21 protein-coding genes are annotated in these 21,110 nt (G+C 69.6%); 13 read left to right on the forward strand and 8 right to left on the reverse strand.

Annotation, left to right across the window (positions count from 1 at the left end; all coding sequences use genetic code 11):
- Nucleotides 1–25: 25 nt before the first annotated feature.
- Both ACZ6YV_RS10530 and pcrA read right to left on the reverse strand, forming a co-directional pair.
- On the reverse strand, nt 26–274 hold the full coding sequence (locus tag ACZ6YV_RS10530; protein WP_465509376.1) for a hypothetical protein: 249 nt from the start codon (nt 272–274) through the stop codon (nt 26–28).
- Nucleotides 275–514: 240 nt separating this feature from the next.
- A complete protein-coding gene (gene pcrA / locus ACZ6YV_RS10535) occupies nt 515–2,923 on the reverse strand; it encodes a DNA helicase PcrA (RefSeq protein ID WP_465509377.1) in 2,409 nt (802 codons plus the stop codon).
- Nucleotides 2,924–3,013: 90 nt separating this feature from the next.
- Between pcrA and ACZ6YV_RS10540 the strand changes: the two genes are divergently transcribed.
- From ACZ6YV_RS10540 to ACZ6YV_RS10570, 7 genes are all read left to right on the forward strand, one after another.
- Complete coding sequence (locus ACZ6YV_RS10540) at nt 3,014–3,433, forward strand: DUF1707 SHOCT-like domain-containing protein (RefSeq protein WP_465509378.1); 420 nt, start codon at nt 3,014–3,016, stop codon at nt 3,431–3,433.
- Nucleotides 3,434–3,600: 167 nt separating this feature from the next.
- Entirely contained in the window at nt 3,601–3,888 is a 288-nt protein-coding gene (locus ACZ6YV_RS10545; RefSeq protein ID WP_465509379.1) for a chorismate mutase, read from the forward strand.
- Between the two features lie 369 nt (nt 3,889–4,257).
- On the forward strand, nt 4,258–4,563 hold the full coding sequence (locus ACZ6YV_RS10550; protein WP_465509380.1) for a hypothetical protein: 306 nt from the start codon (nt 4,258–4,260) through the stop codon (nt 4,561–4,563).
- A gap of 606 nt (nt 4,564–5,169) precedes the next feature.
- Nucleotides 5,170–6,141 carry a hypothetical protein gene (locus tag ACZ6YV_RS10555; protein WP_465509381.1) on the forward strand — a complete coding sequence of 324 codons (972 nt, stop codon included), beginning with the start codon at nt 5,170–5,172 and terminating at the stop codon, nt 6,139–6,141.
- 255 nt (nt 6,142–6,396) lie between these two features.
- A complete protein-coding gene (locus ACZ6YV_RS10560) occupies nt 6,397–7,242 on the forward strand; it encodes a hypothetical protein (protein WP_465509382.1) in 846 nt (281 codons plus the stop codon).
- 219 nt (nt 7,243–7,461) lie between these two features.
- Nucleotides 7,462–9,090 carry a serine/threonine-protein kinase gene (locus tag ACZ6YV_RS10565; protein ID WP_465509383.1) on the forward strand — a complete coding sequence of 543 codons (1,629 nt, stop codon included), beginning with the start codon at nt 7,462–7,464 and terminating at the stop codon, nt 9,088–9,090.
- Nucleotides 9,091–9,103: 13 nt separating this feature from the next.
- Entirely contained in the window at nt 9,104–10,183 is a 1,080-nt protein-coding gene (locus ACZ6YV_RS10570; RefSeq protein WP_465509384.1) for a serine/threonine-protein kinase, read from the forward strand.
- On the opposite strand, the gene ACZ6YV_RS10575 is transcribed toward ACZ6YV_RS10570, so the two are convergent.
- Together ACZ6YV_RS10575 and ACZ6YV_RS10580 are read right to left on the reverse strand one after the other, a co-directional pair.
- A complete protein-coding gene (locus tag ACZ6YV_RS10575; protein WP_465509385.1) occupies nt 10,184–10,852 on the reverse strand; it encodes an alpha/beta hydrolase in 669 nt (222 codons plus the stop codon).
- Nucleotides 10,853–10,970: 118 nt separating this feature from the next.
- Nucleotides 10,971–11,870: a LysR family transcriptional regulator gene (locus ACZ6YV_RS10580; RefSeq protein ID WP_465509386.1), complete on the reverse strand. Its 900-nt coding sequence runs from the start codon at nt 11,868–11,870 to the stop codon at nt 10,971–10,973.
- 101 nt (nt 11,871–11,971) lie between these two features.
- Between ACZ6YV_RS10580 and ACZ6YV_RS10585 the strand changes: the two genes are divergently transcribed.
- Entirely contained in the window at nt 11,972–12,913 is a 942-nt protein-coding gene (locus ACZ6YV_RS10585) for a DMT family transporter (protein ID WP_378238689.1), read from the forward strand.
- The gene (locus ACZ6YV_RS10590) at nt 12,910–13,260 is read left to right on the forward strand and encodes a hypothetical protein (RefSeq protein ID WP_465509387.1); all 351 of its coding nucleotides are present in this window, start codon (nt 12,910–12,912) and stop codon (nt 13,258–13,260) included. The genes ACZ6YV_RS10585 and ACZ6YV_RS10590 overlap by 4 nt, the downstream gene beginning before the upstream one ends.
- 152 nt (nt 13,261–13,412) lie before the next feature.
- Here ACZ6YV_RS10590 and ACZ6YV_RS10595 read toward each other — a convergent pair whose 3' ends face one another.
- The 3 genes from ACZ6YV_RS10595 to ACZ6YV_RS10605 are packed head-to-tail and all read right to left on the reverse strand — an operon-like array spanning nt 13,413 to nt 15,852.
- Nucleotides 13,413–13,781, reverse strand: coding sequence for a DUF4345 domain-containing protein (locus tag ACZ6YV_RS10595; protein WP_465509388.1), 369 nt, complete (start codon nt 13,779–13,781; stop codon nt 13,413–13,415).
- Complete coding sequence (locus ACZ6YV_RS10600) at nt 13,782–14,489, reverse strand: response regulator (RefSeq protein ID WP_125680018.1); 708 nt, start codon at nt 14,487–14,489, stop codon at nt 13,782–13,784.
- Between the two features lie 7 nt (nt 14,490–14,496).
- Nucleotides 14,497–15,852: a PspC domain-containing protein gene (locus tag ACZ6YV_RS10605; RefSeq protein WP_465509389.1), complete on the reverse strand. Its 1,356-nt coding sequence runs from the start codon at nt 15,850–15,852 to the stop codon at nt 14,497–14,499.
- 111 nt (nt 15,853–15,963) lie between these two features.
- Between ACZ6YV_RS10605 and ACZ6YV_RS10610 the strand changes: the two genes are divergently transcribed.
- Nucleotides 15,964–17,235: a PspC domain-containing protein gene (locus tag ACZ6YV_RS10610; RefSeq protein ID WP_465509390.1), complete on the forward strand. Its 1,272-nt coding sequence runs from the start codon at nt 15,964–15,966 to the stop codon at nt 17,233–17,235.
- Complete coding sequence (locus tag ACZ6YV_RS10615) at nt 17,228–17,470, forward strand: hypothetical protein (RefSeq protein WP_465509391.1); 243 nt, start codon at nt 17,228–17,230, stop codon at nt 17,468–17,470. Before ACZ6YV_RS10610 ends, ACZ6YV_RS10615 begins: the two co-directional genes overlap by 8 nt.
- Before the next feature lie 290 nt (nt 17,471–17,760).
- Here the strand turns inward: ACZ6YV_RS10615 and guaA are convergent, their stop codons facing one another.
- The gene (gene guaA, locus ACZ6YV_RS10620; protein ID WP_465509392.1) at nt 17,761–19,317 is read right to left on the reverse strand and encodes a glutamine-hydrolyzing GMP synthase; all 1,557 of its coding nucleotides are present in this window, start codon (nt 19,315–19,317) and stop codon (nt 17,761–17,763) included.
- A 127-nt stretch (nt 19,318–19,444) separates the two neighbouring features.
- On the opposite strand from guaA, the gene ACZ6YV_RS10625 reads away from it, so the two are divergent.
- The gene (locus ACZ6YV_RS10625; protein ID WP_465509393.1) at nt 19,445–19,975 is read left to right on the forward strand and encodes a DinB family protein; all 531 of its coding nucleotides are present in this window, start codon (nt 19,445–19,447) and stop codon (nt 19,973–19,975) included.
- Between the two features lie 89 nt (nt 19,976–20,064).
- On the forward strand, nt 20,065–21,099 hold the full coding sequence (locus ACZ6YV_RS10630) for a zinc-dependent alcohol dehydrogenase family protein (RefSeq protein WP_465509394.1): 1,035 nt from the start codon (nt 20,065–20,067) through the stop codon (nt 21,097–21,099).
- Nucleotides 21,100–21,110 lie beyond the last annotated feature (11 nt).

Raw genomic sequence — 21,110 nt, forward strand, 5'->3', positions numbered from 1 at the left:
GTGGCTTTTTGGGCCCCCAAGGCCCTCAGGCGACGCCGTCGGGCAGTTTCCGGATGAAGTACCCCACGGCGATCTGCCAGACCGTGCAGAGGCCCGCCGGGCGCCGTTCGATCGGCCGCCAACCGGCGAGAAATCCCCGTGAAAGAGTTCGGTACCCGGCTGGCCGCGGCCCGAACAGCCATCGCCGCGCGTGCCCGCATACGACGCACCGTCCGGCCCCGTCCGGTTCGTGCGTCCGCAGTAACGCGCGCCAGGCCGCGACCAGCCTGAGCACTTCCGGCGGTTCCGGACCCCGATCCGGCCCCGCCCCTTTTTCAACACCCCGCAAGTACTCGAGTACCCCACTCGAGAGAACCCCAAACAAGACCCCGTCCACACCGTGTGCCCCTCCCCTGGATCGGGGTACACCGGCTTGCCCAGCATACCCCAGCGCATCGAACTCGTGTTCGATGGGACAGGTATACGGGAAGGGTCCGACAGTTTTCGGATGCGGCGGGGAAACCGCAGGTCGGGGCTAGAGTTTGACCATCGGGACGCTGCCGATGAGCATCAGCCGGACCTTGCCGGCCGCGCCGAAGTCGATCGTCGCCGTGGCCCGCGGCCCGGCACCGTCACAGGCGACGACAGTCCCGAGCCCGTACTTGTCGTGGCTGACCCTGTCACCGATGTCGAGCTTGAGCGCGACGGTGTCCTTCCATGCCTTGCCGAACGGGCTCGTGCTCGCCGCCCTCGACGAAGAGGACGAGCCGCCACCGCGGCTTCCCCACGTCGTCGCGGCCCGCGGCGAACCTCCCGAGGAACCGAATCCGCCGGAGGAGGAAGAAGGCGCCAGCCTGCGCCAATCGACCAGTTCGGCGGGGAGTTCGTCGAGGAACCGCGAAGCCGGGTTCATCTGCGGCTGGCCCCAGGCGGAGCGCACCATCGAACGGGAGACGTACAGCCGTTTCCTGGCCCGCGTGATCGCGACGTAGGCGAGACGGCGTTCCTCGGCCAGTTCGGTCGGGTCACCGAGCGCGCGCATATGCGGGAAGATCCCGTCTTCCCAGCCCGTGCCGAAGACGACCGGGTATTCGAGGCCCTTCGCGGTGTGCACGGTCATCAGCGTGACCACGCCCGCGTCGTGACTGTCGCCGTCTTCGCCGCCGTCGGCCGCGGGGATCGAATCCGCGTCCGCCACCAGTGAGACTCGCTCCAGGAACGCGGGCAGCGAGCCCGGCTCCGGCACTCCAGGGTCGGCTTCGGGGAGTTCGCCGTCCGGACCGGCCACCTCGGCGGTGAATTCGGTGAACTCCCGCGCGACGGTGACGAGTTCCGTCAGGTTCTCCACCCGCGACGCGTCCTGCGGGTCGTCGGACTCCTCGAGTTCCGCGCGGTAGCCCGTGCGCTCCAGGACGGCTTCGAGGACATCGGCGACTTCGGCACCGCTCTCGACGACCTCGCCGAGTTCGTCCAGCAACTCGACGAAACCGGTGATCGCCTTGGCCGAACGCGGGTTCAGCAGCGGGATCTCGCCGTTGACGGCACCCCGCAGCGCCTGCGCGAACGAGATCCGCTCCCGCTCGGCGTACGTCGCGATGACCGCTTCGGCGCGGTCGCCGATGCCGCGTTTGGGGACGTTGAGGACGCGGCGCAGGCTGACCGTGTCCTCGGGGTTCGCCAGCACCCGCAGGTACGCGAGCATGTCGCGGACCTCGCGCCGTTCGTAGAACCGCACGCCGCCGACGACCTTGTAAGGAAGGCCGAGGCGGATGAAGATCTCTTCGAAGACCCGCGACTGGTTGTTGGTGCGGTAGAAGACCGCGACGTCGGAGTAGTCCGCTTCGCCCTTGTCCGCCAGCGCGTCGATCTCGCCCGCGACGAACGCCGCTTCGTCGTGCTCGTTGTCCGCGACGTAGCCGACGATCTTCTCGCCGTCACCGGAATCGGTCCACAGCCGCTTCGCGCGCCTGTTGGGGTTGCGCGCGATGACCGCGTTCGCCGCGTTCAGGATCGTCTGGGTCGAGCGGTAGTTCTGTTCCAGCAGAACGGTCCGCGCGTTCGGGAAGTCGCGTTCGAATTCCTCGATGTTGCGGATGGTCGCCCCGCGGAAGGCGTAGATCGACTGGTCCGCGTCGCCGACGACGCACAGTTCGGCTGGCCCGATCCCGGCCTCGTTGTCCTCGGTGCCGACCAGTTCGCGGACCAGCGTGTACTGCGCGTGGTTCGTGTCCTGGTACTCGTCGACCAGGACGTGCCGGAACCGCCGCCGGTAGTACTCGGTGACGTCCGGGAAGGTCTGCAGGAGTTCGACCGTCCGCATGATGAGGTCGTCGAAGTCGAACGCGTTGGCCTGGTTCAGCCGACGCTGGTACTCGACGTAGACCTCGGCGACCCGGCGTTCGAGGTCGTTGCCCGCGTCGGCGACCGCGGTCTCCGGGCCGATCAGCTCGTTCTTGAGGTTCGAGATGTTCACGGCCAGCGTGCGCGCCGCGTACTTCTTCGGGTCGATGTCGAGATCACGGGCGACGAGCGTGATGAGCCGCTTCGTGTCGTCCGAGTCATAGATGGAGAAACTCGACGACATCTCCAGCGTTTTGGCCTCACGGCGCAGGATCCGCACGCACATGGAGTGGAACGTCGACACCCACATGGCGTTGGCGCGGCGGCCGACGAGGTCGCTCACCCGCTCCCGCATCTCCGCGGCCGCCTTGTTGGTGAACGTGATCGCCATGATCTGGCCGGGATGCACGTCCCGCTCGGCCAGCAGGTACGCGATCCGCCTGGTCAGCACCCGGGTCTTGCCCGAGCCCGCGCCCGCGACGACCAGCAGCGGCGAGCCTGCGTGGGTCACGGCCTCGCGCTGTGCGGGGTTCAGGTCGTCGAGCAGGTCCGCGTGCCGGGGCTTGGCCGGGCCGTCCGCTGGGAGATCGAAGAGGGTGTTCATCGCCGGTCCACGCTACAGCGCCGGGCGTAGGCGGTGTTGTCGCCTGCCGTCCGACGCGCGGGTGGTGTTCGCGACGGAGGATCGGATGCCATGGACACCAACGGAATTCCCTCCCGGTTCAGGGCCGCCGACGCCGACCGGGAGCGGGTCGCCTCGCTCATCCAGGCCGCCGGCGGCGAAGGCCGTCTCACTCTCGAAGAGGTCGAAGACCGGCTTAGCGCTGTGTATTCCACCAAATACACGGACGAACTCGTCACGCTCATCTCGGATCTGCCGAAACCCGCGCCGAAGCGGCGTCCCGTCGTCTTCGGGCATCCGGCGGTGCGGATCCACCTCGCGGTCGCCGTCGTGCTCTCGGTGTTGTCGATCGTCCGCTGGACGGTTTCGGGGGTGCCGTTCTTCTGGCCCGCGATGCCGATGTTCTGGCTGGCCATGAGCGTCCTCGTGCACGCCCGTGTCCGCGGCGGGCGCCGCCGCTTCAAGCCGGAGGACGGCTTCGCTGTGGCATAATGATCGGTATGCGGCACGTGACGCGATTTTTTTACGGGAACCGGACTCCGGCTCCCGTGATCGCATAGTGCCTGAATGCCATCACCCGAAGCCCCGGAGTCCACGGACCCCGGGGCTTTACGCTGTTCCGGGGGCCAGCAGGGAATCCGGACCGAAGAGAGGTCCCGATGGACACCACACAGAAGCCGGACGCCGAAGAACCCATCGCCACCGCTGAAGAGATCGGTGAGCTCCGCAAGGAGATCGACTTCCTCGACGGCGAGATCCTGCGGCTGGTCAAACGCCGCGTCGAGGTCTCCAAGACGATCGGCGCGGCCAGGATGGCGGCGGGCGGGACCAAGATCGTCTACAACCGCGAGATGGACGTACTGGCACGCTACCGGGAACTCGGGCCGGAAGGGCGGCAGCTGGCGATGGCGCTGCTGAACCTGGGCCGGGGCCGGCTGGGGCGATAGCAAAGGTCCCTTGCTCCCGCCACGTCACTCGGGATCGCGTTTAGCCCGCTAAACGCGATCCGCCCACCCCCACGATCACCCGGCCACCAAGGCCAAAGTGACCAAGCCCGGGCCCGACCGAGGCCAGGCCGACCGAGTCCAAGGCGACCAAGGCCCGGGCCGACCGGGACCGAGTGACCGAAGTCGCGGTGACCGAGGCTGGGGTGACCAGAGTCTCTTGATCCCTTGAAGTCGCGCGCCTTTCGGCCGCCAGGCCTCGCGATCGTGATGGCAGGGCGCCCCTCCACGTTCACGTAACGATCAGACGATAGTCGCGCCCTGGCAGCACGATCGCGACCGCGCGATAAAAAGAACAGGCAAACTGGACACATGATTAACCTCATCGCCGTGATCATCGCGATCGCCGGGGTCCTGGCGGCATTGGGCCATCTCGGTTATCTCGCCATGCTGAACAACGCGGCGGGTAAGCGCGCGGGCGGTACGCCCATCGCCCAGTACGTCAAGTCGCGCTGGCCGATCGCAGCGGGTACCACCGCGGCCTCGTTGTTCGCATGGTTGCTCACTATCGGGGGAACCCCGCTCGACATCATCGCCATTTTGCTTGCGGCGGGTAGCGGGATCACGGCCACCAAAGCCCTGCAGTCCACCCAGCAGAAGTACCGCAGCGGCAACTGAACGGGTTCACCAGCACCGATAGCACTGCGTAACGTCACCGAGGCCCGTTCGGGCGCGCCCGACCGAGTGAAACATCTGCAACTTGCAGAGTGGGTGAAGACTTGCGGGGCGTCGAGCTTTTAGTGTGGTCCCCGTGAGGACCCTTGCGTCTGGGTCGGGCGATGCCCGAACGACGCGCGGGGGCTACGGCCCCGCGCGTCCACAGTCGCATGCGCGTGCATTTGCTCACGAGAGTGCCCGGGAGTCTGCAAGCGAGGGATCCCGTGAAACCACTGCTCCGTTCGGCTTAATCGGTGTCACATCGCCGTCAGGGCCCGCCCACGAGGGGGTCGCTCGGACATGAACGGCTGGGCGGAACACCAAGGACGGGACGGCGCCGCGCAGGCGGGCCGTCACCGGGCGGGCGGTACCGAGAGCTGGACCCCACCTGTGCCGCCGCGGCGGCAGAGCCCCACCGGGCACGGGCATCACGCACACCGTGAGTTCGCCCCGCCTTCCACCGGTTCCCTTCCTCTGCCGCCACCGCGGAACAGGAGGGCACCGAGCCCCGGCTATGCCCCATCGAGCGGCCGTCTGCCGCTCCCCCAGCCCGCTCGCGAGGTGCCCGTGGAACGCCCGGCACGCGTCGAGGTCTCGTTCACCGAATCCGTCAAGCCCTCCGCCGAGGAGCGGCGCGCGAAGGCCGCACAGCGCACGAAGGTGACGTTGACGGCGCCCGCGCCCCGTCGCCCCGAGCCGGTCGAAACCGACGCCGGTGACGATGACGTCCGTGTCTATCTGGCCCCGCCCTTCGACGGCCTGAGCACCTTCGATCTCGGTTCGGTACCCGCTTCGGTGACCCCGCCGAAGACCTGGCGCAAGGCCGCCTGGTTCGCGGCGGCCGCGTCCGCGCTGGTCGTCGTCGGCCTGCTGTTCGCCGGTTCGTTCATGGTCGGCAAGCCCCTCCCGGAGCAGCAGAGTCAGGGCGGCTGGCCCGGCTACCGCGGTGGCAGTCCGCTGACCAACGAGGGCCTCGCCGGCAACTCGACCACGCCGCCGCAGGGCGGCGCGGCGGGTGACCCGTCCGATTCCGCGACCGACTCCTCCAGCCAGGACGACCGCAGTTCCACCAACTCCGACACCGCGTCGGAGAGCGGCAGCACCGGCCGCGACGAGTCGCGGCCCGGCTCGGGCGGACCGGAAACGACCGGCAAGCCCGCGTCGTCGTCGAGCGAGCGGCCGCAGAAGCCGCCGGTCATACCCGCCAATCGCACCACCACGACATCTCCTTGGTACGCGTCCCAGCCGGACGCGAAGGCGATGGGTGACAACACCGAGACCTTCCTCAACGCCGTCACGACCAACCCCCAAGAAGCCTCCTCGGTGACCTCCGGCGGCCTGCGCGAAGAAGGCGCACAGGGCCTCCGTGAGCGCTACGCCGACGTCGCCTACTTCGAGGTGAAGAAGGTCAGCATCGACCAGCGCCGCGGCGTCACGGTCAACACCGTCGAGGTCACCCACAAAGACGGAACGAAGACCATGGAACAGCGCACGCTGACCTTCGGTGACGACGACAAGATCGTCGACGACGGTATGTAGCCGTTCGCGCACGTGCAGGTGTCCTGTTCCTCTGCACGTGCGGTGCGACGAGCGGTTGTCCCTGGTCCGGGTGGGTGACCTAAGCTGCCGTTCGTCGTATCGCGATGGCATTCCGGCGATAGAGCCTGGCCGTGGGCCGTCTCCACAGGGTTACCTGACGACAGCAAGGTTCGCACCGTTCAGAAGACGGCCGCGCGGACCAAAGGCGTCGGCCGAACGGCCCAGCGCCTGCCCCGGACCAGAGCGAGGAATTTCGTGCTTGATCGACAGCGCATACGGCGTGAGGACGCCGTACGTGTCGAGGACGTCATCCCGGAAGAGATCCTGAACGACACCCGCGTCGACCGCGAGTATCTCGAGCAGGTCTTCCGCGAGCCGCAGAAGTTCGTTCCCGCCCGTACCCGCGAAGAGCCGTCGCCGCGGCCCGAGCCCGACGAAGACGAGCCGGAAAGCCGCGCCGCCCGGCGGGCCAAGCTGGCCGGTCTGGTCGCCGCCGGACTGCTGGTCGCGGGTGCCGTCGTCACCGCGGGCGTGCTCGCGGGCACCCAGCGGCAGGGTTCGGTACCGGGTGCCGCCGCACCCGAGGTGATGAGCGGAGCCGCCGCGCTCGGCGGGCTCGCCGTCCCCGACTCCACCGAGCCGCAGCGGAAGCAGGCGACGCCGACTTCCACGGGCACGAGCACGACTGTCCAGCCGTCCTCGGACACCGGCACGGGTTCGCACTCGCGGCAGGGTTCGGCGACGAGCAGCACCAGTTCGCAGTCCGCCGCCAAACCGGCCGCGATCACCACGGCCGAGGGCAAGATCGACGCGGTCCGGAAGTTCTACCAGACCGTCGACGCCGATCCCTACGGTGCGATGTCGCTGCTCACGCCGGTGCTGGCCGACTCCGAAGCGGGCAGGCTGATCGAGGCGTGGAGCTCCATGGACGCCATCCAGATCCAGGACATCCGGGAGCAGGCCGACGGCACGATCCTCGCCGTGGTGACCATGCGCAATCCGGACGGCGGCCTCGTGCGGGTCACTCAGGTGCTGGAATTCGCCGACGAGACGACGGGCTTGATCACCGACGCCCGGCTGCTGTCCGCGCAGCACATGTGACGGATACCCGGCGTACGACAGCTCTCTACCCAGGGCGATCAGAGCGTACCGCGTGTGTGTGCGCAGAGTGAGCGCCTAGCCTTGTCACGAGTCGGTCTCGGAAAAGCCGGCACACAGACCACTACATGTGCATACGCTCCAACGCTGTGGCGTGCTGAAGGCCGCACCGCGTACGCGGACGACTCCGCGACGTGAAGACGGAGCCCAAAGGGAGGTCGCGTGAGCGACGAGGGTCGCCTGGTCGCCGGTCGATACCGCATAGTCCAGCGGATCGGCACAGGCGCGATGGGTGCCGTCTGGCAAGCGCATGACGAGGTACTCGGGCGCACGGTGGCGATCAAGCAGCTGCTGCTGCAGCCCGGCCTCGAGGCCCAAGGCGCCGAAGACGCCCGCCAGCGCACGATGCGTGAAGGCCGGATCGCCGCCAGGCTCCACCACCCGAACGCCATCTCGGTGTTCGACGTCGTCACCGACGACAACGGTCAGCCGTGCCTGATCATGGAGTACCTGAACTCCACCAGCCTCGCCCAGGTGCTGCAGGAGGAGCGGACGCTGCCGCCGACGGAGGTGGCCCGGATCGGCGCGCAGGTCGCGGCTGCGCTGACCGAGGCGCACGCGGTCGGCATCGTGCACCGGGACATCAAGCCCGGCAACATCCTGCTGGCGCCCAACGGCACCGTGAAGATCACCGACTTCGGCATCTCGCGGGCCAAGGACGACGTCACGGTCACGAAGACCGGGATGATCGCCGGAACCCCCGCCTACCTGGCGCCCGAGGTGGCCATCGGTGGCGACCCCGGGCCGGAGTCCGACGTCTTCTCGCTCGGCTCGACGCTCTACGCGGCCTGCGAAGGCCAGCCGCCGTTCGGCCTCAGCGAGAACACGCTGAGCCTGCTGCACGCGGTCGCGGCCGGGCAGATCATCCCGCCGCGCCAGTCCGGCCCGCTCGCCAGCGTGCTGGCCGTGCTGCTGCACCCGGAGGTGCGGCACCGCCCCACCGCCGACGAGTGCGAAGAGCTCCTCGCCGCTGTCGCGCGGGGTGAGACGCCGCTGGGCGGCCCCGCGGACGAGACCGTGCTCGCCGCCCCGATCGCGGGCGCGCTCGCCGGCGGTCTCGCGGGCGCGGGCGTGACCCAGGCGCTCGACAGCGAATCGGCCGGTCATTCGGGCTCGCTCCTCGACGAGCAGGCCGCGGCGGGTTCGTACTACGACGAGGACGACTACCACCAGCCGCCCGCGTCGGGGTACCCGGAAAACGACTACGACGGGTACGACAACTACGACGAGACGGCACTGCTGTCCGAACGCGGCCACCCCGGCGGTCCGACGCCCACGCGCGCCGTCCCGATCCCCGCGGGCCGCTACGAAGACGATCCCTACGAAGACGACTACGACGACCAGCCGCCTCCTCCGCCGCCGCCGCCGACCCGGGCGCAGACCAGCCCGGTGGACGAGGACGACGAGAAGCCGGGCGCATGGAAGAAGCCCGCGATCATCGGCGGTGTCGTGGTGGTGGCGCTGGCCGCGCTGGGCTTCTGGCTGCTGAGCCCGAACAACCCGGAAGCGCCCGCGCAGGTGGGAAACTCTTCGGCGAAGCCGTCCCCGTCGGCGACGTCCTCGGCTCCCGAGACGACGGAATCGCCGTCGGAGACGCAGTCTGCCGAGCCGCCCAAGGAGACGACCTCGTCGAAGAAGACTTCGAGCAAGGCGACGCAGACGCAGGAGCCGGATCCGCCGACGCCGACGAAGTCGACCCCGAAGACGACTCCGACAAAGACGCCGACCATTACGACGCCGCCGCCGACGAAGTCCGAACCGACCGACACGTCCCCTCCGGCGACCCCGTGATCCGAGGATTGCATTGAGTTCTGAAGGTTCCATCGTCGGCGGCCGGTACCGCCTGGATCAGCCCATCGGGCGTGGCCGGGCGGGCATCGTGTGGCTGGCGTTCGACACTCGCCTGCTGCGCACGGTCGCGATGAAGCGCATGTACCTGCCCGTCGGCCTGCCGTCGGACCGGGCGGAGCAGGCCAAGGCCGTCGTCGTCCAGGAGGGCAAGGACGCGGCCAAGTTCGAGCACGCCACCGCCATCAAGGTGTACGACGTGCTGCCCGACGGGCAGGACGTGTGGCTGGTGATGGAGTACATCCCGTCGCGCGGGATGTCCACCTTCCTGGCCGAGCACGGCAGGCTGACCGCGGAGCAGGCCGCCGCGCTGGGCATCATGCTCGGCCGTGCGCTGGCCGCGATGCACGAGGCCGGGGTGGTGCACCGGACCGTCGAGCCGGGCACGATCCTGCTGGCCGACGACGGCGGCGTGAAGCTCACCGACATCGGCATCACCGGTGGCGGCGCGAGTCCGGCGTACCGGGCGCCCGAGGTGGCGCGCGGCGAACCGGCGACTTCGGCGTCCGACGTGTTCTCGCTGGGCGCGACGCTGTACACGGCCGTCGAGGGGGTGCCGCCGTTCGGCGAGGACGGCGAATCTTCGGAACGGCCGCCGCAGACCGCCGGTCCGCTGGCCGGGGCGCTGCGCAAGATGCTGCGGGCCGAGCCGGACGTGCGGCCGACGATGGCCGACACGGTCCGCTCGCTGGGCGCGATCACCGAGGGGCGGCAGACGGCGTTCATCCCGCCGACCGCGCCCGCCATGCCGACGATGCCCGCGTCGATGCCGGTGCCCATGCAGCAGGCTCCGCACCAGGCGCCTCAGCAGCAGCCGGTTCCGCAGTTCCTCCAGCAGCAGCCCCAGCCGCAGCAGTATCAGCCGCCCCAGCCACCGCCTCAGCAGCAGTACGCGCCGCCTGCCCAGCAGCAGTACGCGCCCGCCGCACCGGCCGCGGCGAAAGCGCCGGACACCCGGAAGTGGCTGATCACGGCGGGCGCCGTCGTGGCGGCGATCCTCATCGGGGTGCTGTTCGCGGAGCTGTTCCTGATCTAGCTACAGCCGCTCGAGGATCAGTGTCGCGAGTTCGACGGGACGGCTGAGGTACGGGCTGTGGCTCGCCCGCCAGGTCACCGTCGTGTCGCAGCGTGCGGCGAAGTGGGCGATCATTTCCGGGGCGAGCGCTCGATCTTCGGAACAGACGATGTAGGTGTTCGGAGTGTCCTTCCAGGACGCCCCGGTCGGCGATTCGGAGAAGATCGACACGGGTTCCGGGCGCAGCAGGGCCGTGGCCCGCTCGGCGACGGCGTCTGAGCAGTCGGCGTACATGACCTCGTGGACGGCGCCGAGGTCGAGGTGGGTCATGCCCGCGTCGTCGAAGGTCAAGGGCAGCGGCTCGGGTTCGCGGGCGGTTTCTTCCTTGACCCGGTCGATCCAGTACTGAGCGGTCTCGCCCGGTTCGCTGACGATCGCGGCCAGGAGGATCAGGTGCGAAACCCCCTGAAGCCCGCTGGCGATCACTCCGCCGTAGGAGTGCCCGAGCACCACTGGCGGTTCGGCTGCCCGGTCGACGATTTCCTGGACGGTCCGGGTGATTTCGGCGATCGGCTGCGCGCCGACGTCGGGGACGGTGACCTCGACGCCTTGCGTGCGCAGGCGCTCGGCGACGTCGTCGAAATGGGCAGGCTGGTGCCAAGAGCCGTGCAGGATGATCAGGGGACGCACGCGGGTCCTTTCGACAGCGGGGTTCGTGACTTCCTTCCCAGGTTGTCGATCGCCGCCGCGGTTGTTCAAGCGCAGCCGGGTTTCCTGCCCGACCGGGCACTCCCGCCTACCCGTCCGGTCAGGCCGCTCGGGCGCCTTCGCGGATCGCGCTGAGGAACCGTCGCACCGCGGGATGGTCCCTGGCGTGCGCGGCCACGGCCGCGTGGATGGACCGCACCGGATCGGGACGGCGGACCTTGCGGATGGCGACGCCGGGATGCGGGGCGCCGAGGCCGAGTTCCGGGATCAGCGCGACGCCGAGCCCGGCGGCCACGAACCCTTGCGCCGTCTGGTAATCCTCGGATTCGACGACGTGGTTCGGGGCGAATCCGGCCGCGCCGCAGGCGTCGAGCAGGATGTCGCGGCAGGCGCCGGGGAGACCGTCGACGCCGACCCACGGATCCTCCGCGAGTTCGCCGAGATCGAGGACGCGTTTGCGGGCGAGCCGGTGGTTCTTCGGCAGGATCGCGCGATACGGGTCGTCGAGGACGTGGATGTACTCGACGCCTTTGAGCCGCGGAGCGTCGCTGGGGAGCACGATCATCGCGACGTCGGCCTCGCCCGACTCGATCTCGGGCATCGAATAGTCGGGCTCGACCAGTTTCAGGTCGAGGCGGACCCCCGGGAAGTCCCGGCGCAGCGCGGCGACGGCCAAGGGCACCAGGGAGGCGCCGGCGGTGGCGAAGTAGCGGATCGCGAGCCTGCCCGTGCGGCCTTCCTTGAGCTCGGTGAGCGCGGCTTCGGCCTTGGCGAGCTGGGTGCTCAGCGTTTCCGCGTGTTCGGACAGCAGCGAACCGGCAGGCGTCGGCCGCACGCCGCGGCCGACGCGCTCGAGCAGTTCGACGCCCGCTTCCCTTTCCAGGGTGGACAACTGCTGGCTGATCGCGGAGGGTGTGTAGCCCAGGTTCCGGGCGGCGGCGGTGATCGAACCGCTGCTGATCACGGCTCGGAGGACCTGCATGCGGCGGACGTCCAGCATGCTCCGATCTTACAGTTCTTCTTAAGGCTTCCTGCAGTAATTTTCGCTTGTCCTTACGCGTCGGCACGGTGAAGCTGAGCCAGGCACTTAAGGAGGACCGGGTGGGCGAGACGAAGACCCTGCTGCGGATCGGCGCGCTGGCGCTCATGTGGGGATCGAGTTTCTTCTGGATCAAACTGGGGCTGGGCGCGTTTTCCCCGGTGCAGCTGGTGCTGGCGCGGGTGGCGCTCGGCGCGGCGGTGCTGGTCGGGCTCTGCTACCTCGGCCGGGACCGGCTGCCGTCGGGACGACGGATCTGGGGACATCTGGCCGTCGCGGCGTTCTTCCACAACGCGTTGCCGTTCCTGCTGTTCGCGTGGGGCGAGCTGACCGTCGACTCCGGGATCACCGGGGTGCTGAACTCGACGACGCCGTTGTGGGTGCTGCTCGCCGCGCCGATGCTGGGAACGCGCACGAAGATGACCGCGATCCGCGTCGCCGGGCTCGTTGTCGGACTCACCGGGATCCTGCTGATCTTCGCGCCGTGGGAGGCGTCCGGGCTGCTCAGCTGGGGTGCGCTGGCGTGCCTCGCGGCGGCCGCGAGCTACGGGTTCGCGTTCGTGTACGAGGGCAAGCACCTCACCGGCACCGGTGACTCGCCGATGTCGCTCGCGGGCGGGCAGATGCTGCTCGCGACCGGGTTCCTGCTGCTGGCGATGCCGATGGGCGGCTTCGAACCGGTGCACCTGAGCACCGGCGCGATCGTCGCGGTCGTGATCCTGGGGATCGGGTCGACCGGGATCGCGTTCGCGCTGAACTACCAGCTCCTCGCGAGCGAAGGCGCCGTCGCGGCGTCGATCGTCGGGTACCTGCTGCCGGTGGTTTCGGTGCTGCTGGGGGCGGTGTTCCTGGCCGAGCCGCTCAACTTCCGGGTGATCGCCGGGATGGTCGTCGTGCTGGGCGGGGTCGCGCTGACCCGGCTCCGCCCGAGGGAGCGGGGGACCTTTGCTACCGCCCCCGTGGTGGAGCGCCCCCTCGCCGCCGCCGGGGAGGCCGCGCCGTGAAGACGACGACGTTGTGGCGGCCGACCGGGCGGGCCGAGCTCGACCTCGTCCGCGAGTCGGACTGGCGCGAGTGGCCGCCGCGGCTGCCGGAGCAGCCGATCTTCTATCCGGTGCTGAACGAGGACTACGCGATCAAGATCGCCCGCGACTGGAACGTGCGGTTCGACGGCGCGGGCTTCGTGACGCGGTTCGAGGTCGAGACGGACTTCGTGCGGCGGTATCCCGTCCAGCAGGCGGGCGGGAAGGCCATCCTGGAGCTCTGGGTCCCGGCCGAGGACCTGGCCGAGTTCAACGCGCACATCGTGGGGAAGATCGAGGTCACCCACGAATTCACGCCGCCCGCCTGACCTGCGTTTAGCGGGCTAAACGCGATCCCGCCGGTCTACCGCCGCCCGGCACCTCCCCGGACCGGCGGAGCGCCTTTAGCGGGCTAATCGCGACGCGGTGGGGCCTGGGGGCTCGCCGGATCGCGATTAGCCCGCTAAAGGCGAAGCCGTCGTCAGAGGGCGGAGAAGACGAGCAGGGCGGCCATGACCAGCTCGACCCAGAAGTAGAGCCAGCTCGGATAGAACCGCTCGGGCCGTTCCGCGAGCCGCGCGACCAGCCGACCGAAGGCCATCCCGGCAAGCGCGACGGCCACCGCGATCGCGGCGCCCCGCTGGATCCCGCCGACGTCGAAAGCCGCGAACCCGAGCAGCACTGCGACAGCCACCCCGAAGCCGCCGTAGACAGCACGCACTTCGGTCCGCGCTGTCGCGGACTCCAGCGTGATGCCGAACGGCCGGATCAACCGCCCCGGCGCGACGAGCCCGAGCAGCCCCATCCCCAAGAAGAACAAGGCCACCAGGCCGATGAGAACTGGCGCCACCTAGACGAGACGCCTGTCGGAGGCCCAGCGCGAAAGCTCGTACCGGTTCGAAAGCTGTGTCTTCCGCAGCACGCTCGACACATGCGTCTCGACTGTCTTCACCGAGATGAACAGCTCGGACGCGATCTCCTTGTACGCGTATCCGCGCGCGAGCAGCCGCAGCACGTCACGTTCCCGCGGCGTCAGCAGGTCCAGGTCCGGGTCGCTGATCGGCGCGGAACCCGGCCGGTCGGCGAACGCGTCGAGCACGAACCCGGCCAGCCGCGGCGAGAACACCGCGTCACCGTCCGAGACCCGCACGACGGCGCGCACGAGCTCCTTCGACGAGATCGTCTTCGTGACATAGCCACGTGCCCCGGCACGGATCACGGCGATCACGTCCTCCGCGGCGTCGGAGACCGAAAGCGCGAGGAACACGACGTCCGGCAGTTCCGGCCGGATCCGGCGCAGCACCTCGGCACCGCCGCCGTCCGGCATGTGCACGTCGAGCAGGACGACCTGCGGTTTGGTCCGGGCGATCCCCGCGACCGCCTCGGCCACCGAGCCCGCCTCACCGACCACGCGGACGTCGTCGGTGATCGAATCCAGTTCGGTGCGCACACCCGCCCGGAAGAGCGCGTGGTCGTCGACGAGGAAGACCTTGACCGGCTCCCGCGTCTGCTGGTTCTCCGTCACGATGCTCCCTCGCTCGCCCTGTCCCGTGAGCATAGCGACCTCACGCCGCACCCTTCCCCGCCTTGACCGGCATCTCCAGCTGGACCTCGGTTCCTTCACCCGGTGCGGTACGCAGTTTGAGCTTCCCGCCGTGCCGTTCCATCCGCCCCCGGATGGAATCGGCGAGCCCGTGCCTGTCGCTCGGCACGACGTCGGGGTCGAACCCCTTGCCCCTGTCACGCACGAAAACCGTCACCGCTGTCGGCTCGACCTCGGCGTACACGCTGACCTCGTCGACGCCCGCGTGCTTGGCAGCGTTGACGATCGCTTCGCGCGCCGCCTGGACCAGCGCGGTCAGCGGCTCGTCCAGCGTGGCCTCCCCCACGACGACCTGCTGCACCGAGATCGCGAACGCGTCCTCGACCTCGCCGCACGCGGCCGCGAGCACTTCGGACAGCTGCCCGCTGACGGTCTCTTCCTCGGTCTTCTTGCTCTTGCCGTACCCCGACGGCCCGTACAGCCAGCCGCGCAGCTCGCGTTCCTGCCCGCGCGCGAGCCTGGCGACCTCACGCGGCGATTCCGCCTGCTTCTGGATCAGCGCGAGGGTCTGCAGCACCGAGTCGTGCAGGTGCGCGGCGATCTCGGCGCGTTCGTCGGTACGGATGCGGGCGGTGCGCTCTTCGGACAGGTCGCGAACCAGGCGCAGCCAGAACGGGACGGTCAGCACGGCCACCCCGAACAGGGTCGCGATCACCGCGACCAGCGCGAACTTGACCTGGTCCATGCTGCCGCTCTTGAGGACGACGACGCCGATGCCGGTCATCACCAGCGCGACACCGGCGACCACCCGGATCGCGGCCGACCAGCCCCCGCCGCCGAGGAACGCCGTGGCGACCCCGCCCTTGGCGCCGAGACGCCAGCGGCGTCGCTGCGACTCGTCGGCCTCACGCCAGACGACCGCCGCACCGATCATGGCCAGCGCCAGCGGAATGGCGACCCAGCCGCTGATCCAGCCGGTCAGCGTGCCGCTGGCGACGGCGAGGCCGACACCCAGCGCTATCAGGCCGAACGCCTGCTGCTTCTCCTTCGGCGCGGTTTTCTCCGGCACGGCTTCACCGGATTGCTGCTGGACGAAGACCCAGAGCAGGCCGTACGCGAGAAGACCGACGCCGTTCAGCGCGGCCAGCAACGCGAACGCGATCCGGACCCAGAGCACCTTGACGCCGAGATGGTCGGCGAGGCCGCCGGCGACACCCGCGATGGCGCGACCGGAGCGGCGGCGGTACATCTTGGGCGGCTCGAACGGTGCCGGGGACAGGCTGCCGGGAACGGGCGCCGGGGGGCGCTCGATGATCGTCGGCTTCACCTGCTCGGCGAGGTCGTTGGGGGCGGGTTCCTGCACGTTCTCCATGGTCACATGGAGTGTGGCACTGATCCATCGGGGAAACCCCTGACTCTTCCCGCTGGGGGAAACCTCAGGGACGTTCCCGGATGTGTCAGGGGGCCACCGGGGCGCATTCTTTGTGGCATGAGTGGGAGTGAGACACACGTGCCGAAGCAGGGCCCAGCGGCCGGCTTCGAAGAGACCGTCCAGGATTTCTGGCGGAGCAGGCCGGTCCGTCCGGCACACGGCCGCAAGTTCGCCGGTGTAGCCGCGGGGATCGGCTACCGGTACGGCATCGACCCGACCGTGGTCCGCGTCGCGCTGGTCGCCGCGACCGTGTTCGGTGGTTTCGGCGTCTTCGTCTATCTGCTGGGCTGGCTGTTCCTGCCGCAGGAGGGCGACCGCGTTTCCGCGTTCGAGGGCCTGATCGGCCGGGGCCGCGCGTCGAGTTCGCCGGCGTTCGCGGTGCTGCTGCTGATCCTGCTGTTCCCCGGTCTCACCTGGACCTTGAGCGGCGGCTGGATGGCGGATGGCACCGGGCTGATCGGTTTCGCGCTGATGGCCGTCGCGCTGTATCTGCTGCACCGCAATCGCGGGCAGTTCAACCGGCCGACGATGGCCACCCCGGCTCAGCCGACCGCCGCGTTCTCGATGTCGTCGGCGTCGGCGGCCTCCACCGCGACGGCGACCGAGAACGGCTGGGACCCGCTCGCGGCCGACCCGTCCGCCTGGGACCTGCCGAACGCTTCGCCGGGCGGCGGTCTGCCGCCGCAGTCACCTCCGCCGCCTCCCGCGCCGCCGGCGCCTCGCGGTCGCAAGTCGAAGATCGGCGCCACGACCTTCGGGTTCGCCGTGCTGGTCGGCGCGGTCGGCACCGTCATGGGTCTGGACGGCGAGCCGTGGTTCACCGTGCAGCACGTCGTCGGGCTCACCCTGGGTGTGGTCGGCATCGGGCTGGTGGCCGGTTCGCTCGTACGGGGCGGTCGCGGGCTGATCGGGCTGGCGGTGCCGCTGGCGATCGTCGGGATGGCGCTGACCACGGTCCCGTTCGAGAACATCTCGGTGAAGGGCGGTCTCGGGGACCTGCAGGACACGCCGACCCAGGTGTCCGAGGTGCTGCCGGAGTACCACCGCTCGGCGGGCGACATCGACATCGACCTGACAAAGCTGCCTGCGGGAGCGTCAGTGTCCACGAAGGTCTCCACCGGGGCAGGCAACTCGACGGTGCTCGTGCCGGCGGGTGCCGAAGTGAAGGTTTCCTGCGAGACGGGTGCGGGCGACGTCAACTGCCTCGGCCAGTCGCGCTCGGGGGTCGGCGAGGACACGATCGACTTCACCTCGGCGGGCGACAGCGGGCAGAAGATCACTCTGAAGGTCGAGAACGGTGTCGGAAACGTGGAGGTGCGTCGTGGCTGAGTACGACTACGACAACTATGACAACACGCAGACCCAGGCGGCTCAGCCGGCGAAGCGCGGGGTGGATGCCATCACCCTGATCGTCGGGATCGCGACGCTGCTGGTGTCGGGTTACGTCCTCTCGGACGGCGCCTCGTGGCTTCCGCGGTTCGACTTCCGATGGGTCATGGCGGGTGGGGCGATCTTCGTCGGTGTCCTGCTGCTCGCCGCTTCGCTGCGCAAGAGCCGCCGCTAGCGGCCCCGCTCACGATCCACCCCACTCCGAAGGCCCCGGCCCCTCGCCGGGGCCTTCGCCTTGCTCCCACCCCGGCCCGGACCTGCGTTTAGCCCCCTAATCGCGATCTGGTCGCCCAGGTGCCCAAGGCCCACCGGATCGCGATTAGGGGGCTAAAGTCGCTCCGGGCTCGCGCAGGTGCCCGGGCCGCCAGATCGCGTTTAGCCCGCTAAACGCGATCCCGGTCGCCGGGTGCCCGGCGGCGGCGGATCGCGATTAGGGGGCTAAACGCAGGTCGGGGCGGGGGCGGGTCACTCCCACTCGATGGTGCCCGGCGGCTTGGACGTGACGTCCAGGACCACCCGGTTCACCTCGGCGACCTCGTTGGTGATGCGGGTCGAGATCTTCTCCAGCACCTCGTAGGGCAGCCGCGTCCAGTCCGCGGTCATCGCGTCCTCGGACGACACCGGCCGCAGCACGATCGGGTGCCCATAGGTCCGCCCGTCGCCCTGGACGCCCACGCTGCGGACGTCGGCCAGCAGCACCACCGGGCACTGCCAGATCTCGCCGTCCAGCCCGGCCGCGGTGAGTTCCTCGCGCGCGATGGCGTCCGCCGCGCGCAGCGTCTCGAGCCGCTCGGCGTCGACGGCGCCGATGATCCGGATGCCGAGCCCCGGGCCGGGGAACGGCTGCCGCTGCACGATCGTCTCCGGCAGCCCGAGCTCCAGCCCGACGCGCCGCACCTCGTCCTTGAACAGCAGGCGCAGCGGCTCGACGAGCTCGAACTGCAGGTCGTCGGGCAGCCCACCGACGTTGTGGTGGCTCTTGATGTTCGCCGCGCCCTCGCCGCCGCCGGACTCGACGACGTCCGGGTACAGCGTGCCCTGGACCAGGAACTTGTAGTCGCCCTCGGCCTTGAGGTCACGCTCGGCCTGCTCGAACACGCGGATGAACTCGCGGCCGATGATCTTGCGCTTCTCCTCGGGGTCGGTGACCCCGGCCAGCGCGTCGAGGAACCGCTCGCGCGCGTCGACGGTCACCAGGTTGACCCCGGTCGCGGCGACGAAATCGCGTTCGACCTGGGTCCGCTCGCCGGAGCGCAGCAGGCCGTGATCGACGAACACGCAGGTCAGCCGCTCACCGACGGCGCGCTGCACGAGCGCGGCGGCCACAGCCGAGTCGACACCGCCGGAAAGCCCGCAGATCGCGCGGCCGTCGCCGACCTGCTCGGCGATGCGCTTGACCTGGTCGTCGACGATGGACGACGTCGTCCACTGCGGCTTGATGCCCGCGATGTCGTGCAGGAAGCGGCGGAGCACCTCCTGGCCGTGCGGCGAGTGGTGCACCTCGGGGTGGTACTGAACGCCGGCGAAGCGACGCTTGACGTCTTCGAACCCGGCGACGGCTGCGCCCTCACTCGACGCGGTCACGGTGGCGCCTTCGGGGGCCTTGGTGACGCTGTCGTTGTGGCTCATCCAGGCGGGCTGGCTGCTCGGGAGACCGGCGTGCAGGACGCCGCCCTCACCGGCGACGCGGACCTCGGTGCGGCCGAACTCGCGGATCCCGGTCGGCTCGACCGTGCCGCCGAGGGCCTGCGCGAGCACCTGGTGGCCGTAGCAGATCCCGAGGATCGGCACGCCCGCGTCGACCAGCCCGGGGGCCAGGGCGGGGGCGTTCTCCGCGTACACGCTGGAAGGTCCACCGGAAAGGATGATCGCGGCGGGGTCCTTGGCGAGGATGTCCTCGGCGGTGGCGGTGTGCGGGACGACCTCGGAGTAGACCTGCGCCTCGCGCACCCGGCGCGCGATCAGCTGCGCGTACTGCGCCCCGAAGTCCACGACGATTACCGGACCGGTGGGACTGGGCACCTGAAACCTCCAGATCAGAGCAGTACGCTTCGCCACCATCGTCCCAGGTGGGCCCGGTCACCCCGCCGCCAACCCCCTCACGATTCAGGACAGCGGATGACCGCGACGCGGCCTACCGTCCGAAGGCATGGGCATCGACTGGAGCAAGGAACTCTCCGAACAGCTCGAGTGGCACTGGACGCGGCACTTCCGGCCCCGGCTGGACACTCTCGGCGACGACGAATACTTCTGGGAGCCCGCCGAGGACTGCTGGACGATCCGGCCGGTCGAGGACGGCAAGCTCATGATCGACTGGGAGTACCCGGAGCCCTCGCCGCCGCCGGTGACGACGATCGCCTGGCGCCTCGCGCACATCGTCGTCGGCGTCTTCGCGATGCGGAACGCGTCGCACTTCGGCGGCCCGCCCGTCGACTACCAGACCTTCCCGTACGCGGCCTCCGCCAAAGAAGCGCTGGAGCAGCTTGACGACGCCCATGCGCGCTGGCGCGACGGCGTCCGCCGCCTCACCGCCGAGGGACTTGAGCGCCCCTGCGGCGAGGCCGAAGGCCCGTACGCCGAGTACCCGCTCGCGACGCTCGTCCTGCACATCAACCGCGAGGCCATCCACCACGGCGCCGAGATCCTCCTGCTGCGTGACCTCTACGCGCGTCGCGTTTAGCCCGCTAAACGCAGGTCCCGGCCCGCGTCGCGTTTAGCGGGCTAAACGCGACGCGCCCATACTGGGGCCAGCCCAGGAAAGGACCCGCCTTGCGAGCGACAGTCATCTACGGCGCCGGCGACGTACGCGTCGAGACCGTCCCGGACCCGAAACTGAGCGAACCCACCGACGCCCTCCTCCGCGTCGTCCGCTCCTGCATCTGCGGCAGCGACCTCTGGCCGTACGGCAGCATGCCCGCGCGCGACCGCGGCGTCCGGATCGGTCACGAGTTCCTCGGCGTCGTCGAGGCCGTCGGCGCCGACGTCACCACGCTCAAGACCGGCGATCTGGTCGTCGCGCCCTTCGTCTACTCCGACAACACCTGCCAGTTCTGCCGCGAAGGCCTCCACACCTCATGCCTGCACGGCGGCTTCTGGGGCGCGAAGGGCGTCGACGCCGGCCAGGGCGAGGCCGTCCGCGTCCCGCAGGCCGACGGCACCCTGGTGAAACTGCCGCACACCGAGGACGACGACCTGCTCGCCTCGCTCCTCACGCTCTCCGACGTGTTCCCGACCGGCCACCACGCCGCGGTCAAGGCGGGCGTGAACGAGCGCACGACGGTCACCGTCATCGGCGACGGCGCCGTCGGCCTCTCCGCGGTCCTCGCGGCGAAGCGGCTCGGCGCCGAGCGCATCATCCTGATGGGACGGCACCAGGCCCGCACGGACCTCGGCCGCGAGTTCGGCGCGACCGACGTCGTCGCCGAGCGCGGAGACGAAGGCATCGAGAAGGTTCGAGAGCTGACGAACGGCGAAGGCACGCACACCGTCCTCGAATGCGTCGGCACGAAGCCCGCCTTCGAGATGGGCGTCGGCGCGGTCCGCCCCGGCGGCACGGTCAGCCGCGTCGGCGTGCCACAGTACGACGAGGGCCCGATCGGCCCGTCACTCTTCCGACGCAACATCACCGTCACCGGCGGGGTCGCGCCCGCCCGCCACTACATCCCCGAGCTGCTCGACGACGTCGTCGAGGGCAGGTACCAGCCGGGCAAGGTGTTCGACCGGACCATCGGGCTCGAAGAGGTGCCCGACGGTTACCGCGCGATGGCGGACCGCGAAGCGCTCAAGGTGCTCGTCAAGCCCTGACTGGAATACCT

It is taken from the genome of Amycolatopsis sp. NPDC102522, from assembly GCF_055584485.1.